Consider the following 15,592-nt stretch of genomic DNA (forward strand, 5'->3'; position numbering starts at 1 on the left):
ATCTTCGTCATCGATGGCCCACGATTCTGGCTAGATCAGGGCACGCGCCCGCTCCAGACCAGCCAGCAGCGCGGTGCGGATGCCGGGTTCCAGGGCGGAATGCCCGGCATCCGGCACGACGGTGAGCCGTGCGCCGGGCCAGGCGGCGGCGAGTTGGAAGGCGGTTTGCGGCGGGCAGATCATGTCGTAGCGGCCCTGCACGATTTCGGCGGGGACGCGGGCGAGGCGGCCCATGTGCGCGAGCAGGCCGCCTTCCGGCAGGAACAGGCGATGGGCGAAATAATGCGCCTCGATCCGTGCAAGGCCGATGGCGGTGCGGTCGTGCGCGAAGGCGGCGACGGTTTCGAAACTGGGCAGCAGCGTCGAGCATGAGCCTTCGTAGACCGACCATGCGCGGGCGGCCGGCACGTGGACGTCGGGGTTCGGATCGCAGAGGCGCTTGAGATAGCTGCCCAGCAGATCGCCCCGTTCGCCCGGGGGCAGAAAATTCAGCAGGGCCGCATGGGCATCGGGGAAGAATTGGGCGAGGCCGTGCAGGAACCAATCGACCTCGATCGGCCGGCCCAGAAAAATACCGCGCAGCACCATGCCCGCGACGCGTTCGGGGTGCGTCTGGCCGTAGGCGAGCGCCAGGGTCGAGCCCCAGGAACCGCCGAACAGGATGAAGCGGTCGATACCGTGGAACTGGCGGAGCGCCTCGATATCGGCGACCAGATCGGGGGTGGTGTTGGCCTGCAGCCCGCCCAGCGGCGTCGAGCGGCCGGCACCGCGTTGATCGAAGATCACGACCCGCCAGATCGTGGGGTCGAAGAACCGCCGGTGCACGGCACCCGCGCCGGCGCCGGGGCCGCCGTGCAGGAACAGCACGGGCTTGCCGCGCGGATTGCCGACCTGCTCCCAATAGATGACATGGCCGCTGCCGACCGGCAGATAGCCGGTCTGATACGGGCCGATCTCGGGGAACAGGTCACCGCGCGGCATGCGCGCCCAATCCTTCGAACGCGGCGATCACGCGGGCCACCTGGGCATCGCTCAGGTCGGGGTGCAGCGGCAGGGCCATGATCCGGTTGGCGATCGCTTCGGACACCGGCAGGGCGACGCCATCATGCGCGCCGGCATAGGCGGGCTGGTGATGCAGCGGCTTGGGATAATAGATCGCGCTCGGCACGCCGTGCGCGCGCAGCACCTCCTGCGCCGCGGTGCGGGCTGTGCCATTCGCGAACAGCACGGCGTAGATCGCCCAGGCGCTCGTGCTGTCCGCGACGCGGGCGGGTATGGTGACGTGGCGGGCGAGTCCCGCATCGTAGGCGCAGGCGATCGCCTCGCGCCGTGCGAGTTCCGCCTCGAAGGCCGGGAGCTTGGCCAGCAGCACGGCGGCCTGGATCGTGTCGAGCCGGCCGTTCATGCCGATCCGCTGCACGTCGTAGCGCGTGGTGCCCTCGCCATGGGTGCGCAGGCTGCGATAGAGCGCGGCGCGGTCGGCATCATCGGTGAACAGGGCGCCGCCGTCGCCATATGCGCCAAGCGGTTTGGAGGGGAAGAAACTTACCGCGGTCGCCTGCGCGGCGCGGCCAAGCCGTGCTCCGCCCAGCGCGGCGCCGAACGCCTGCGCGCAATCATCGAGCGTGAACAGATCGTGGCGGGACGCGATGTCGCGCAGGCGCGGCCAGGGGGCCGGCTGGCCGAACAGATCGACGCCGATGACGGCGCGGGGGCGCAGGCCGCGCCGGGCGGCATCGCCGATGCGCTGTTCCAGATGGTCGGGGTCGATCTGGAAGGTTGCCGCGTCGATATCGACAAAAACGGGCGTGGCCCCGAGCAGCAGGGGCACTTCGGCGGTGGCGGTGTAGGTGAACGCGGGCAGGAAGACCGCATCGCCGCGCCCGATGCCTTCCGCCATCATCGCGATCTGCAGCGCATCGGTGCCGGAGCTGACGCTGACGCAATGCGCCGCGCCGCAGAAGGCGGCGAGCTGGGTTTCGAGCGCGGCGACCTCGGGTCCGAGGATGAACTGGCCATGCGCCATCACCGCATCGATCCGCGCGCGCAACGCCGGCCCGAGGCGGGCCTGTTGGGCCTTGAGATCGAGAAACGGGATCGGCGGCTCTACGATATCCATACGAATGCCTTATGGAAGGGCGGCAGCCAAGGCAAGCACAGCGTGCGGGAATTGGGCCGCGGGCGCCGTTTTTCAGCCGTGCGCCTGGGCGGCATCCGGGCTGAACTCCGGGATCAGACGGCGCAACAGGGCGATCCCCGCCGCGGCATCGCCCCGGTCGACGATGGCGCCGACCTCGTCGAGCGCGCGGCCGATGATGGCGGCGTCGGCGACGCGGGGGGCGGCCATCAGCAGGCCGGGGAAGCCGGTTTCGATCGGTTTTTCGGCGCCGTGGAACAATTCCTCGAACAGTTTCTCGCCGGGCCGCAGACCGGTGAACTGCACCGCGACATCGAGATCGACGCGCAACCCGGCAAGGCGGATCATCTGCCGGGCGAGATCGACGATTTTGACCGGCTCGCCCATATCGAGGACGAAAATACCGCCGCCGTCGACCGGCAGGGCCGCGCCTGACGCACCGACGACGGACGCCTGCAACACGAGCGCGACCGCTTCGCGCACCGTCATGAAATAGCGCCGCATGTCCGGGTGCGTGACGGTCAGCGGGCCCCCGCGCGCCAGCTGGCGGCGAAACAGCGGCACCACCGAGCCGGTCGAGCCGAGCACGTTGCCGAAGCGTACCGTGACGATCTTCATCGATTTGCGCTGGCGGGCCGCGACATCGAGCCCCTGGGCATACATTTCGGCGAGCCGCTTCGAGGCGCCCATCACCGATGAGGGGTTCACCGCTTTGTCGGTCGAGATCAGGACCATCAGTGCGGCACCGGCTGTGCGGGCGGCATCCGCCACGTTGCGGGTGCCGAGCGCATTGGTCGCGAGGCCCTCCAGCGGGTTGGCCTCGACGATCGGCACGTGTTTCAGCGCGGCGGCGTGGAACACGAGGTCGGGCCGGACCCTGGTGCAGACCTGCTCGATGCGCGGCCGGTCGCGGACATCCGCGATGATCGCTTCCCGCGCGAGCGCAGGAACAGATTCGGAGATTTCGAGATCGATCTGCCAGAGGGCGAATTCGCTGGAATCGAGCAGCACCAGCAGCGCCGGGCCGAACCCCGCGACCTGGCGCACCAGTTCCGCCCCGATCGAGCCGCCGGCGCCGGTGATCAGCACGCGCTGCCCCTGGATCAGCCGGGCCATGCCCTCGCGATCGAGCGCCACTTGCGGGCGGTTCAATAAATCCTCGATCGCGATCGGGCGCAGCGAGGCCTCGCCGGCCAGCGTGGGGGCCAGCGCCGTCGGGCTCGGTGCGCGGGCGACGCGCAGGCCCCGCGCCTCGGCCGCCGCCATGATGGCGCGCAGATCGGCACCGATGATCTCGCTGCTCGCGACGATCAGCAGCGATGGCGCCTGATCAGCCGTGGTGAGACGGTCTAGCACGCCATCGAGTGCCGCCACGGTGCCGAGGATCGGCACATTGTGGATCCGCCGGCCGGTTTCGCGGCCCGAGACCGAGAGCAGCCCGACCACCAGCAGGCGCCGCTTCGCCTCGCGCGCCAAGGCGGCCAGAAACAGTTCGGCGCCCTCGCCATCGCCGAGCAGCAGGGCGCGTTCGGCATCGTCGTCGGGGAGTTCGCGGGGGGCGCGGGCGATGCGGTAGAGCAGGCGCGGCGCGGTCAGGCCGAGCGCGAAGGTGAGGACGAGCAACACCGGAAAACTGGCCGATGGCAACGGCGCGCCGACCCCGACCAGCAGCAGGATGATGAGGATCGCGGCGAGGGCGGCGATGGCACCGATCGCGGTGAGGTCGGGCAGGGAGGTAAACCGCCAATGCTGGCGCGCCAGGCCGAACGGCACGCCGATCAGCCAGATCGCCGCCGCGCCGGCCAGGGGCAGCGCCGCCGGATTGGGCATCGGGTGCGCAGGGTTTGCCAGCCAGCCGGCGGCGATGACCGCGAGGGCGGCCAGCAGACCGTCGAGAGCGAAATTCACCGCGATGCGGAACTGGCTGCGACCGAAGATCATGATGGGGGTGCTTAGCTTAAACCGGTTGGTTCGTCATTGGGCGGGTTGTGAGGAGGGGAAGGCTTCTTTTTTGGAAAAAAGAAGCAAAAAACTTTCTGACCCTGGGGCACGGGCGTTTGAAGCGGCACGGGCCTAAATTAACAAAGTTTTTTTGCTTCTTTTTTGTTCACAAAAAAGAAGGCTCTTGCCTCCTCTTTTCCATAAGGTTAACCCTGATATCCAGAGCGGTTAACCCCAACTGCGGAGCGGTACGATGGTGGCCTCGACCATGGGTGTGAAACTGGACGAGGATATTCGCGCCCGGCTGCGTCGCATCGCCGAGGCGCAGGGTCGGACGCCGCATCATCTGATGAAGCAGGTGATCATGGCGGGTCTGGAGCGGCTGGAACGTGGTGAGGCGCTCGATGCCGGGCCGGCAAGCGTGAGGTTTCTGGATTTCGCGCAGGACGTGCGGCCGCAGACCGTGCTGCGCGCCGCCATTACCGCGGCTTATCGCCGGCCGGAACCCGAAGCGGTGGCCGCGCTGATCGATGCCGCGACGCTGAGCCCCGCACGGGCAGCACAGGCGCAGCACACGGCACGTAGCCTGGTGACCACGCTGCGCGCGCGGCGCAGTGCCGGCCTGGTCGAGACGCTGTTGCAGGAATACGCGCTGTCGAGCCAGGAAGGCGTCGCGTTGATGTGCCTGGCGGAGGCGCTGCTGCGGATTCCCGATGCGGCGACGCGTGATCGGCTGATCCGCGACAAGATCGGCGGCGGCAACTGGCACACACATATCGGCGAAAGCCCGTCGCTGTTCGTCAATGCCGCGACCTGGGGCTTGTTGTTGACCGGCAAGCTCACCGCGACCGCCAGCGAAACCGGCCTGGGTTCGGCGCTGAGCCGGCTGCTGGCGCGCGGTGGCGAGCCGATCGTGCGGCACGGGGTGAACATCGCGATGCGGCTGATGGGCGAGCAATTCGTGATGGGCCAGACCATCGCCGAAGCGCTCGCCAATGCGCGCAAGCGCGAGGCGCGCGGGTTCTTATATTCGTACGACATGCTGGGCGAAGCCGCGCTGACGGCGGCGGATGCCGCGCGCTACTACCGGGATTACGAACAGGCGATCCACGCGATCGGCGTGGCCGCCGGCGGCCGGGGGCTGTATCGCGGGCCGGGCATTTCGATCAAGCTTTCGGCGCTGCATCCGCGGTATGTCAGGGCGCAGCGCGCGCGGGTGATGACCGAACTCGGGCCAAGGCTCGCGGCGCTGGCGCTGCTGGCGCGGCGCTATGACATCGGCCTGAACATCGACGCCGAAGAGGCCGACCGGCTCGATCTTTCGCTCGACCTGCTCGAGATGCTGTGTTTCGAGCGCGGGCTTGCCGGCTGGAACGGCATCGGGTTCGTGGTGCAGGCGTATCAGAAGCGCGCCCCTTTCGTGATCGATCATCTGATCGATCTCGCACGCCGGAGCGGCCACCGGCTGATGGTGCGGCTGGTCAAGGGGGCTTATTGGGATTCCGAGATCAAGCGGGCGCAGGTGGAGGGGCTGGAGGATTTTCCGGTCTATACCCGCAAGGTCCATACCGATCTTTCCTACCTTGCCTGCGCGCGCAGGATGCTGGGCGCGGCCAGCGACATCTTTCCGCAGTTCGCGACGCATAATGCGCTGACGCTCGCCAGCATTCACGCGATGGCGGGCGGTGATTTCACGATCGGCCAGTACGAGTTCCAGTGCCTGCACGGCATGGGCGAGGCGCTGTATGACGAGGTCGTCGGGGCCGGGAAACTCGGCGTGCCGTGCCGGATCTATGCGCCGGTCGGCACCCATGAGACGCTGCTCGCCTATCTGGTACGCCGCCTGCTGGAAAACGGCGCCAACACATCGTTTGTCAACAAACTCGCCGATCAGCGGGTGCGGATCGAGGACCTGCTTGCCGACCCGGTGGCGCAGGCGCGGCAGATCGTGCCGCTTGGTTCGCCACACGATAAAATCGCCGCCCCCGGGGCGTTGTTCGGCACCGTGCGGCGCAACGCCGCGGGGCTTGATCTGTCCAACGAGCAGCGGCTGGGTTCGTTGTCTTCGGCGTTGCTCGCGAGTCTCGATACGGTGTGGCGCGCGGCGCCCGATGCGGCGGCGGCGGACGATGCCGGGCGGGCCATCCGCAATCCGGCCGATTTCACCGATCAACCGGGAAGCGTGGTCGATTCGAGTGCGGCCGCGATCGAGGCCGCTCTGGTGCAAGCCAGCCTCGCGGCGCCGATCTGGCAGGCGACCCCACCCGATCAGCGCGCGCAATGCTTGCTGCGTGCCGCAGATTTGCTGGAACAGGGGCTCGCGCATCTGATCGGGCTGATCGTGCGCGAGGCCGGCAAGACGATTCCGGCGGCGATCGGCGAGGTGCGCGAGGCGGTCGATTTCCTGCGCTATTACGCGGCGGAGATCGGCGACGGGTTCGATAACGCGACCCATCGGCCGCTCGGCATCGTCGCGGCGATCAGCCCGTGGAATTTTCCCCTGGCGATTTTCATCGGTCAGGTGGCGGCGGCGCTTGCCGCCGGCAATGTCGTGCTCGCCAAACCGGCCGAGGAAACCCCGCTGATCGCGGCCGAGGCGGTGCGGTTGCTGCGTACCGCCGGCGTGCCGGCGGGCGCGGTTGCGTTGTTGCCCGGCGATGGCGCGGTGGGCGAAGCGCTGGTCGCGGATGCGCGGGTGCGCGGCGTGATGTTCACCGGTTCGACGGCGGTGGCGCGCGCGATCCAGACGACGCTCGCGCAACGGCTCGACCCTGCGGGACACCCGATTCCGCTGATCGCGGAGACCGGCGGCCAGAACGCCATGCTGGTGGATTCCTCGGCGCTGCTCGAACAGGCGGTGGGCGATATCATTGCCTCCGCCTTCGACTCTGCCGGGCAGCGGTGCTCCGCCTTGCGGATTCTCCTGGTGCAGGACGATATCGCCGATGCTCTGCTCACGATGCTGAAAGGGGCGATGGCCGAACTCACCATCGGCAACCCGGACCGTCTGGCGAGCGACATCGGCCCGGTGATCGGCGAGGCGGCGCGGGCGACGATTCTGGCGCATATCGCGGCCATGGCGCGGCGCGGTTTTGCGTGTTTTTCGGCGCAATTGCCGGGTGAGGCCACGGGTGGCTGGTTCGTCGCGCCGACGCTGATCGAAATTCCCGAACCCGCCGTGCTGGAGGCCGAAGTGTTCGGACCTGTGCTGCATGTCGTGCGGTTTGCCGCCGCCGCGCGCGATGAGATGATCGATGCGGTGAATGCGCTCGGCTATGGCCTGACTTTCGGCATCCACAGCCGGATCGACGAGACGATCGCGCAGGTGACCGGGCGGATCGCCGCCGGGAACCTGTATGTCAACCGCAATATCATCGGTGCCGTCGTCGGTGTGCAGCCGTTCGGCGGACATGGCCTGTCGGGCACCGGACCCAAGGCGGGCGGCCCGCTCTATCTGCGGCGATTGCTGGCGCGCCGCCCCCGCTTCGAGGCCGGATCGACCCGCTCGCGCGAATTGCCCGGCCCGGTCGGGGAGCAGAATCTGTATCGGCTGCAACCGCGCGGCACGGTTCTGTGCCGCGCGGCGACGGCGGCGGGGGCGGCACGCCAGATCGCGGCCTGCTTTGCCACCGGGACGGTTCCGCTGGTGCTGTGCGATGAGGCGCTCGACGCGCGGGATCGCGCGAAAGTGCGGCTCGCGGACCCCGCCCACCCGCTCGAGGCCGGGATTGCGGCCGTATTGTTCGAGGGTGATGCCGCGACTCTGAGCGTTTTGCAGCGTGAGGTCGCGGCGCGGCCGGGGCCGATCGTGCCGATTTTCGTGCGCGATGAGGCGGCGGGTGATGCGTATCCGCTCGAATTCCTGTTCGCCGAACAATCGATCAGCACCAACACCGCCGCCGCCGGTGGCAATGCGAGCCTGATGACGATCGGGTAGGGTCAGCCGCTGCGTTCGTCGTTGTCGGGCTGGGCCGAGTCTGCGCATGATGGCGCATGACTTTGGAGCAGTTGCGGATTTTCCTGGTGGTGGCGCAGCGCGAGCATGTGACTCGCGGGGCGGAGGCGTTGGGGATGACGCAATCGGCGGTATCGGGCGCGATTGCCGTGTTGGAGCGGGAGTTCGGCACCAGGCTGTTTCATCGGGTCGGGCGGGGGATCGTGTTGACCGAGGGTGGGCGGTTGCTGGCGACCGAGGCGGCGGGGGTCCTGGCACGCGCGGAATCGGCGGTTCTGGCGATGCGCGAATTCACCGGGCTGGCGCGTGGACGGCTCGAGGTGATGGCGAGCCAGACGATTGCGGGGCATTTGCTGCCGGTGCGGCTGGTTGCGTTCCATCGGGCCTATCCGGGGGTGGCGCTGGCGGTATCGGTCGGTAATTCGGCGCAGGTGATCGAGGCCATTCTGCAGGGGCGGATCGAACTCGGTTTCATCGAGGGGCCGCGGGATGATGTCGCGGAACCCAACCTCGCGGCCGAACTGATCGCGACCGATCCGCTGATGATGATCGTCAGCCCCGCGCATCCCTGGGCCTCGCGGGAGGGGTTGAGTGCCGACGATCTGGCCGCCGGGCAGTGGGTGGTGCGGGAGGATGGTTCGGGCACCAGAGCGGTGTTTTTCAGGGCGCTGGAATCGCTCGGCGTGGCCCGCGAGCGGGTCGATATCGTGATCGAACTGCCGTCGAACGAGGCGATCATGGCGGCGACGGTGGCGGGGGCGGGGCCCACCATCGTATCCGCGCTGGTCTGCCAGAGCGAGATTGCAGCGGGCAGGGTGGTGCGTGTGCCGGTGAACCTGCCGCCGCGGGCGTTTTTCGCGGTGCAGCATGTCGACCGGTATCGGTCGCGGGCGGTGGCGGCGTTTCTGGGGGTTTTACGGGGGTGGGAGGCGGGGCGGGAAGAGTCTTCTTTTTTTGAAAAAAACGAAGCAAAAAAACTTTCTTGAGCTGGGTTGTGCTGGTGAAAACGGCTGCGCGCTATCGCAACAAAAGTTTTTTGTTTCTTTTTTCGAAAAAGAAATGCTTGCCTGGCTACCCTCGAATTACCCATGGATATGTTGCGCTGCGGCATGAAAAAGCGTAGCGACACGGCTCATGCTCGATCAAGTCACAGAGCGGCGCGCAGACGATGTGATGTCGGCCTACCGCGCCCGTATCGATGCCGGCGCGATCCTGCCGGACCCGGTGCAACGCCGGGCGGCTGAGCGGCTGCATGAGTTGTGGGGACGGTTGCGCGGGTATGATCCGCACCCGAAGGCACCGCCGAACGGTTGGCTGGGCCGGCTGCTGAACAAGAAACGGGTCGATGAGGTGCCGGAGGATTATCCTTCGGGCCTGTATCTGGTCGGCGATGTCGGGCGCGGCAAATCGATGCTGATGGACATGTTTTTCGATGCCGCCGCCGTGCCGCGCAAGCGGCGGGTGCATTTTCATGAATTCATGCAGGAAACCCACGCAAGGCTGCATCGGCTGCGGACCGAGGCGCCCGAATCGGATGCGATGACGACGCTGGCCGACCTGATCGCGGCCGAGTCGGTGCTGCTGTGCTTCGATGAGTTCCAGGTCCACGACATCGGCGATGCAATGATCCTCGCCCGGCTGTTCGAGGCGTTGTTCGCCCGGGCGGTGGTGGTCGTTGCGACGTCGAACACGCTGCCGGATGATCTATACAAGAACAAGCCAGGGTATGAGACGTTCAAGCCGTTCATCGCGCTGCTGAAGCGGCATCTCGACGTGCTGGTGCTCGATGGCGGCAAGGATTACCGCCGCGCGCGCGTGCGGGGCGTGCGGAACTGGTACGTGCCGGCGGATCGCCGGGCGGAGCGGATGCTCGATGAATTGTTCGCGCGCCTGACCGATGGCGCGGCGCCGAAGCCGGAGGCGCTGACCGTGTTCGGCCGTAAACTGCCGGTGCCGCTGGCGGCCAACGGTGTCGCGCGGTTTGATTTTTCGGCTTTGTGCGCGCAGGCGCTGGGGTCGGGCGACTATCTGGCGCTGGCGACGCATTACGACACCGTGCTGATCGATGCGATCCCCGCGCTGTCGCCCGATAATTTCGACGAGGCGCGCCGGTTCATCACGTTGATCGATGCGTTATACGAGCATCGGGTCAAGCTGTATGCCTCGGCGGCGGCGGAACCGGCGCAGCTCTACACCGCGGGCGAGGGGGTCTCGATTTTCGAGCGCACGGTTTCGCGGCTCGAGGAAATGCGCAGCGAGGCGTATTTCGCGCTCGCGCATCTGCAGTGAGCATGCCCGGTTGCACGGCGCGGCGGCTTGGTCTAGGCCGCTGTCCGACGGGTCCGAGGCATGAGCAGAGATAGCGACTGGCGAATGTTTTTTGATGACAGGCGAATGACCACCGTACAGGAATCCCATGAACATACATGAATATCAGGCCAAGGAACTTCTGAAATCCTATGGCGTCGCGGTGCTGGACGGGCATGTTGCCTGGAGTGGCGAAGAGGCGGCCCGGGCGGCGGCGAAACTGCCGGGACCGGTTTATGTCGTGAAATCGCAGATCCACGCCGGCGGGCGTGGCGCGGGACATTTCAAGGACGATCCCGAGGGCAAGGGCGGCGTGCGGCTGGCGAAATCGGCCGATGAGGTGAACGCGGCGGCCGAGGCGATGCTGGGGCACACGCTGATCACCAAGCAGACCGGCCCGGCCGGGCGGGTGGTGCGGCGGGTGTATGTCGAGGCCGGGTGCGACATCAAGCGCGAGCTGTATTTGTCGCTGCTGGTCGATCGTTCGGTCTCGGAAGTGGTCATCATGGCCTCGACCGAGGGCGGCATGGAGATCGAGGAGGTCGCCGAGCATCATCCGGAAAAGATCATGCGCGTCGCGGTCGATCCGGCGAGCGGAATTTCCGGCTTCCATGCGCGCAAGCTGGCGTTCGGCCTCGGGCTGGATGCGACGCAGCAGAAATCCTTCGCGAAATTCGTGGCCGCCATGTACAAGGCGTTCATCGCGCTCGATTGCGCGATCGTGGAGATCAACCCGCTGGTGGTGACCGGTGCAGGCGAGATTATCGCGCTCGATGCCAAGATAACATTCGACGATAACGCGCTGTATCGGCATCCCGACCTCGAAAAATTGCGCGACGAGGCCGAGGAGGACCCCAAGGAACTCGAAGCGGCCAAGCACAGTCTGAATTATGTGGCGCTCGAAGGCTCGATCGGGTGCATGGTGAATGGCGCCGGGCTTGCGATGGCAACAATGGACATCATCAAGCTGTATGGCGCGGAGCCGGCGAATTTTCTCGATGTCGGCGGCGGTGCGACCAAGGAGCGGGTGACCGCGGCGTTCAAGATCATTCTTTCGGATCCGAACGTGGAGGGTATTCTGGTCAATATTTTCGGCGGCATCATGCGCTGTGACGTGATCGCCGAGGGTGTGGTGGCGGCGGCGCGCGAGGTTTCGCTCTCGGTGCCGCTGGTGGTGCGGCTTGAAGGCACCAATGTGCAACTCGGCAAGGACATACTGTCGAAATCCGGCCTGCCGATCATCGCGGCCGACAACCTGGCTGATGCCGCGCAGAAGATTGTGGCCGCCGTGAAGGAGGCCGCATAATGGCTATTCTGGTCAATGCCGAAACCCGCGTGATCACCCAGGGTTTCACCGGTGCGCAGGGTACGTTTCATTCCGAGCAGGCGATCGCTTACGGCACCAAGGTGATGGGCGGCGTGACGCCGGGCAAGGGCGGCACGCGGCACCTGGATTTGCCGGTGTTCGACACCGTGGCCGAGGCGAAATCCGCGACGCAGGCCGATGCCAGCGCGATTTACGTGCCGCCGCCGTTTGCGGCCGATGCGATTCTGGAGGCGATCGATGCCGAAATCGGCCTGATCGTGTGCATCACCGAGGGGATTCCGGTGCTTGACATGGTACGGGTGCATCGGGCGCTGTCCGGCTCGAAATCGATCCTGGTCGGGCCGAACTGCCCGGGGGTGATCACGCCGGATGCCTGCAAGATCGGCATCATGCCCGGTCATATTCACCGGCGCGGCAAGATCGGCATCGTCTCGCGTTCGGGGACGCTGACCTATGAGGCGGTGGCGCAGACCACGGCGGCGGGGCTTGGGCAGTCGAGCTGCGTCGGCATCGGGGGCGATCCGGTCAAAGGGCTCGATTTCATTGAGGTTTTGGAAATGTTTCTGGCCGATGATGAGACGGAAGCGGTGATCATGATCGGCGAAATCGGTGGCCAGAGCGAGATCGATGCGGCGGAGTTTCTGGCGCGTCACCGCGTGAAGAAGCCGGTGGTCGGGTTCATTGCCGGTGTCACGGCACCGCCGGGGCGGCGCATGGGCCATGCCGGCGCGGTGATTTCGGGCGGGCGGGATACCGCGGGGGCCAAGATCGAGGCGATGAAGCTGGCGGGTATTCATGTGGCGGACAGCCCGGCCTCGCTGGGTTCGACGATGGTGAAGGCGTTGCGGGCCTGATATGCCGCGGGCTGGATGATCGATGAACGGTCCGGCGAAGCCGCCGATACATGCGCCGCAAGCATCCCTGCACCGTAAAGCAGCGGTGCAAGCGGCGCGGCAAGTGGCCTATGTCTAACGCGTCATATGTACCCCACATATGACGCAAGCCGCTTTCGGGCGGGTTTGATGGTGCGGACCGTGTTCGGTTGAAGGAAGCAGATATGGCGGGTGTCGATATTTTAGCCACGGCGATGAACGGCAGTAATGCCGCCTTCATCGCCAATCTCTATGCGCGGTGGGTGAGCGCGCCGGACAGTGTCGATCCGGATTTTGCGGCGTTGTTCGCATCGCTCGGCGACGAGGCGAAATCGGTGCTCAGCGACGCGGTTGGTGCTTCCTGGGCGCCGCGGCCCACCGATTTCACGACGGCACCGGCAATGGCGGAGACGCCATCCGTACCGGTATCGCGCCAGGCGACGATCGATTCGATCCGCGCGCTGATGTTCATCCGCGCCTATCGCGTGCGCGGGCATCTTGAAGCGGATCTTGATCCGCTGGGGTTGAAGCGCCCCGGACATCATCCGGAACTCGACCCGGTGAGCTACGGGTTTACCGAGGCCGACATGGATCGGCCGATCTTCATCGACATGGTGCTCGGCCGCGAGACCGCGACGATGCGCGAGATCATCGGCATTCTGCGCGAGAGCTATTGCGGCAAGATTGCCGTGGAATTCATGCATATTCAGGACCCGGAGCAGAAATCCTGGATCCAGCGCCGCATCGAGGGTGCGCCCTGGCGCAATGCGCTCTCGCCCGAGGGCAAGCGCAAGGTGTTGCAGCATTTGACCGAGGCGGAAGGCTTCGAAACCTTCTGCCAGCGCCGCTATGTCGGGACCAAGCGATTCGGCCTCGAAGGGGCGGAAAGCACCATTCCGGCGCTGCACCGGATCATCGAGACCGCGGCGCGCGACGGGGTTTCGGAAATCGCGATCGGCATGCCGCACCGGGGCCGGTTGAACACGCTGGTCAATATCGTTAAGAAACCCTTCACTGCGCTGTTCTCCGAATTCGGCGGCGAGAGTTTCAAGCCGGATGCCGTGCAGGGGTCGGGCGACGTCAAATATCATCTCGGCACGTCGACCGACGTGTCGATCGATGGTCGGCAGGTGCATCTGTCGTTGCAGCCGAATCCGTCGCATCTCGAAGCGGTCGACCCGGTCGTGGTCGGCAAGGTGCGGGCGCGTCAGGATATGGCGGGGGATACCAGCGGGCGGCGCTCGGTGATGGGCGTGCTGATGCATGGCGATGCGGCGTTCGCCGGCCAGGGGCTGGTGTATGAGACGCTCGCGATGAGCCAGCTGATCGGCTACCGCACGGGTGGCACGGTTCACATTGTCGTCAATAATCAGATCGGCTTCACCACGGTGCCGGCCCATGCGTATTCGGGGCTCTATTGTACCGATGTGGCGAAATCGGTGCAGTCGCCGATTTTCCATGTGAACGGCGATGATCCGGAAGCGGTGGTTTTTGTCGCACAACTGGCGACCGAGTTCCGCCAGCAATTCGCGGTGGACGTGGTGATCGACCTGGTCTGCTATCGCCGCCACGGCCATAACGAGACCGACGAGCCGGCGTTCACCCAGCCGCTGATGTATCAGGCGATCCGGTCGCGCAAGACGACGCGCACGCTGTATGCCGAACGTCTGGCCGCCGAGGGTGCGGTGAGCACCGCCGAGTCCGACAAGATGCATCAGGATTTCGTGGCGACGCTCGAGGAAGCCTACAAGGCGGCCGCGGGCTATAAGCCGAACAAGGCGGATTGGCTGGAAGGCCATTGGGCCGGGCTGAATTCGGCGCGCGACGAGGATGGCGAGACCGAGGAACCGACCGCGATTTCGCTCGAAGACCTGCGTACGATCGGGCATGCGCTCGCGACCCCGCCGGCGAATTTCGACCTCAACCCCAAAATCATCCGCCAGCTTGAGGCCAAGCGCGACGCGATTGAGACCGGCGAGGGCATCGACTGGGCGACGGGCGAGGCGTTGGGCTTCGGCTCGCTGCTGCTCGAAGGGCATCGGGTGCGGCTGTCGGGCGAGGATTGTCAGCGCGGCACGTTCAGCCAGCGCCACGCCGTGCTGGTCGATCAATCGAACCAGCACGAATATGTGCCGCTGAACAACATCCGCGCCGATCAGGCGAAGATCGAGATCTTCAACTCGCTGTTGTCCGAAGCCGGCGTGCTTGGATTCGAATATGGTTATTCGGTCGCCGATCCGCGCACGCTGGTGCTGTGGGAAGGCCAGTTCGGCGATTTTGCCAATGGCGCGCAGGTGATCATCGATCAGTTCATCGCGGCGGGTGAAAGCAAATGGCTGCGCATGTCCGGTCTGACGATGTTGCTGCCGCACGGGTATGAAGGGCAGGGGCCGGAGCACTCATCGGCGCGGCCGGAGCGGTTTTTGCAGTTATGCGCCGAAAATAACATGGCGGTGTGCAATATCACGACACCTGCGAATTATTTCCATGCGCTGCGCCGCCAGCTCAAGCGGAATTTCCGCAAGCCCTTGATCATCATGACGCCGAAATCGCTTTTGCGGCATAAGCTGGCCGTCTCGACGCTCGATGAGATGAGCAACGGCTCGGCGTTCCGGACCGTGATCGCGGAGATCGATGCGATCGGGCCGGCCGAGCAGGTCAGGCGCGTGGTGATCTGTTCGGGCAAGGTCTATTACGATCTGCTGGCCGAACGGCGTGATCGCGGCATTGCGGACGTGGCGATCGTGCGGCTGGAGCAACTCTATCCGTTCCCGAAAAAGGCGCTGAAAGCGGCGATCGAGATGTATGGCAATGCCGAGGTCGTCTGGTGCCAGGAGGAGCCCGAGAACATGGGCGGCTGGCATTTCGTCGATCGGCGGATCGAGCACGTGCTCGAATGCCTGGGCGATGGCATGAAGGCGAAGCGGCCGGTCTATGTCGGGCGCACACCGGCGGCGAGTCCGGCGACGGGTCTTGCCAAAACGCATGCTGCCGAACAGGCGGCTCTGGTCAAGCAGGCACTTGGCGTCTGATACGCCGACAGGAGAGGCAGA

General features: G+C 65.9%; 9 protein-coding genes. 6 read left to right on the top strand and 3 right to left on the bottom strand.

The features are described 5' to 3' along the window. Positions 1-30 precede the first annotated feature (30 nt). The 3 genes from pip to AruPA_RS10865 form a co-directional block, all read right to left on the bottom strand. The gene (pip, locus tag AruPA_RS10855) at positions 31-981 is read right to left on the bottom strand and encodes a prolyl aminopeptidase (RefSeq protein WP_265636710.1); all 951 of its coding nucleotides are present in this window, start codon (positions 979-981) and stop codon (positions 31-33) included. Then, on the bottom strand, positions 968-2,119 hold the full coding sequence (locus tag AruPA_RS10860) for a DegT/DnrJ/EryC1/StrS aminotransferase family protein (RefSeq protein WP_265636711.1): 1,152 nt from the start codon (positions 2,117-2,119) through the stop codon (positions 968-970). Before AruPA_RS10860 ends, pip begins: the two co-directional genes overlap by 14 nt. A 72-nt stretch (positions 2,120-2,191) precedes the next feature. After that, complete coding sequence (locus AruPA_RS10865; protein ID WP_265636712.1) at positions 2,192-4,078, bottom strand: nucleoside-diphosphate sugar epimerase/dehydratase; 1,887 nt, start codon at positions 4,076-4,078, stop codon at positions 2,192-2,194. A gap of 253 nt (positions 4,079-4,331) precedes the next feature. Between AruPA_RS10865 and putA the strand changes: the two genes are divergently transcribed. The 6 genes from putA to AruPA_RS10895 all read left to right on the top strand — a co-directional run bounded on the left by putA (position 4,332) and on the right by AruPA_RS10895 (position 15,571). After that, complete coding sequence (gene putA / locus AruPA_RS10870; RefSeq protein ID WP_265636713.1) at positions 4,332-8,015, top strand: trifunctional transcriptional regulator/proline dehydrogenase/L-glutamate gamma-semialdehyde dehydrogenase; 3,684 nt, start codon at positions 4,332-4,334, stop codon at positions 8,013-8,015. A gap of 56 nt (positions 8,016-8,071) precedes the next feature. Further along, a complete protein-coding gene (locus tag AruPA_RS10875; protein WP_265636714.1) occupies positions 8,072-9,019 on the top strand; it encodes a LysR family transcriptional regulator in 948 nt (315 codons plus the stop codon). A gap of 148 nt (positions 9,020-9,167) precedes the next feature. Beyond that, positions 9,168-10,322: a cell division protein ZapE gene (gene zapE / locus AruPA_RS10880; protein WP_265636715.1), complete on the top strand. Its 1,155-nt coding sequence runs from the start codon at positions 9,168-9,170 to the stop codon at positions 10,320-10,322. 127 nt (positions 10,323-10,449) lie between these two features. Beyond that, positions 10,450-11,646, top strand: a complete 1,197-nt coding sequence (gene sucC, locus AruPA_RS10885) for an ADP-forming succinate--CoA ligase subunit beta (protein ID WP_265636716.1) — start codon at positions 10,450-10,452, stop codon at positions 11,644-11,646. Next, complete coding sequence (gene sucD / locus AruPA_RS10890) at positions 11,646-12,521, top strand: succinate--CoA ligase subunit alpha (protein ID WP_265636717.1); 876 nt, start codon at positions 11,646-11,648, stop codon at positions 12,519-12,521. The genes sucC and sucD overlap by 1 nt, the downstream gene beginning before the upstream one ends. 203 nt (positions 12,522-12,724) lie before the next feature. Continuing rightward, a complete protein-coding gene (locus AruPA_RS10895; protein ID WP_265636718.1) occupies positions 12,725-15,571 on the top strand; it encodes a 2-oxoglutarate dehydrogenase E1 component in 2,847 nt (948 codons plus the stop codon). The last annotated feature ends 21 nt before the right edge of the window (positions 15,572-15,592 follow it).

The sequence above is a fragment of the Acidiphilium sp. PA genome, from assembly GCF_026191915.1.
GTDB lineage: Bacteria > Pseudomonadota > Alphaproteobacteria > Acetobacterales > Acetobacteraceae > Acidiphilium.

Bases quoted from the DNA above. Each gene is read 5' to 3' on its own strand.
- pip (WP_265636710.1), bottom strand. From the start codon at position 981: ATGCCGCGCGGTGACCTGTTCCCCGAGATCGGCCCGTATCAGACCGGC.
- AruPA_RS10860 (WP_265636711.1), bottom strand. From the start codon at position 2,119: ATGGATATCGTAGAGCCGCCGATCCCGTTTCTCGATCTCAAGGCCCAA.
- AruPA_RS10865 (WP_265636712.1), bottom strand. From the start codon at position 4,078: ATGATCTTCGGTCGCAGCCAGTTCCGCATCGCGGTGAATTTCGCTCTC.
- putA (WP_265636713.1), top strand. From the start codon at position 4,332: ATGGTGGCCTCGACCATGGGTGTGAAACTGGACGAGGATATTCGCGCC.
- AruPA_RS10875 (WP_265636714.1), top strand. From the start codon at position 8,072: ATGACTTTGGAGCAGTTGCGGATTTTCCTGGTGGTGGCGCAGCGCGAG.
- zapE (WP_265636715.1), top strand. From the start codon at position 9,168: ATGCTCGATCAAGTCACAGAGCGGCGCGCAGACGATGTGATGTCGGCC.
- sucC (WP_265636716.1), top strand. From the start codon at position 10,450: ATGAACATACATGAATATCAGGCCAAGGAACTTCTGAAATCCTATGGC.
- sucD (WP_265636717.1), top strand. From the start codon at position 11,646: ATGGCTATTCTGGTCAATGCCGAAACCCGCGTGATCACCCAGGGTTTC.
- AruPA_RS10895 (WP_265636718.1), top strand. From the start codon at position 12,725: ATGGCGGGTGTCGATATTTTAGCCACGGCGATGAACGGCAGTAATGCC.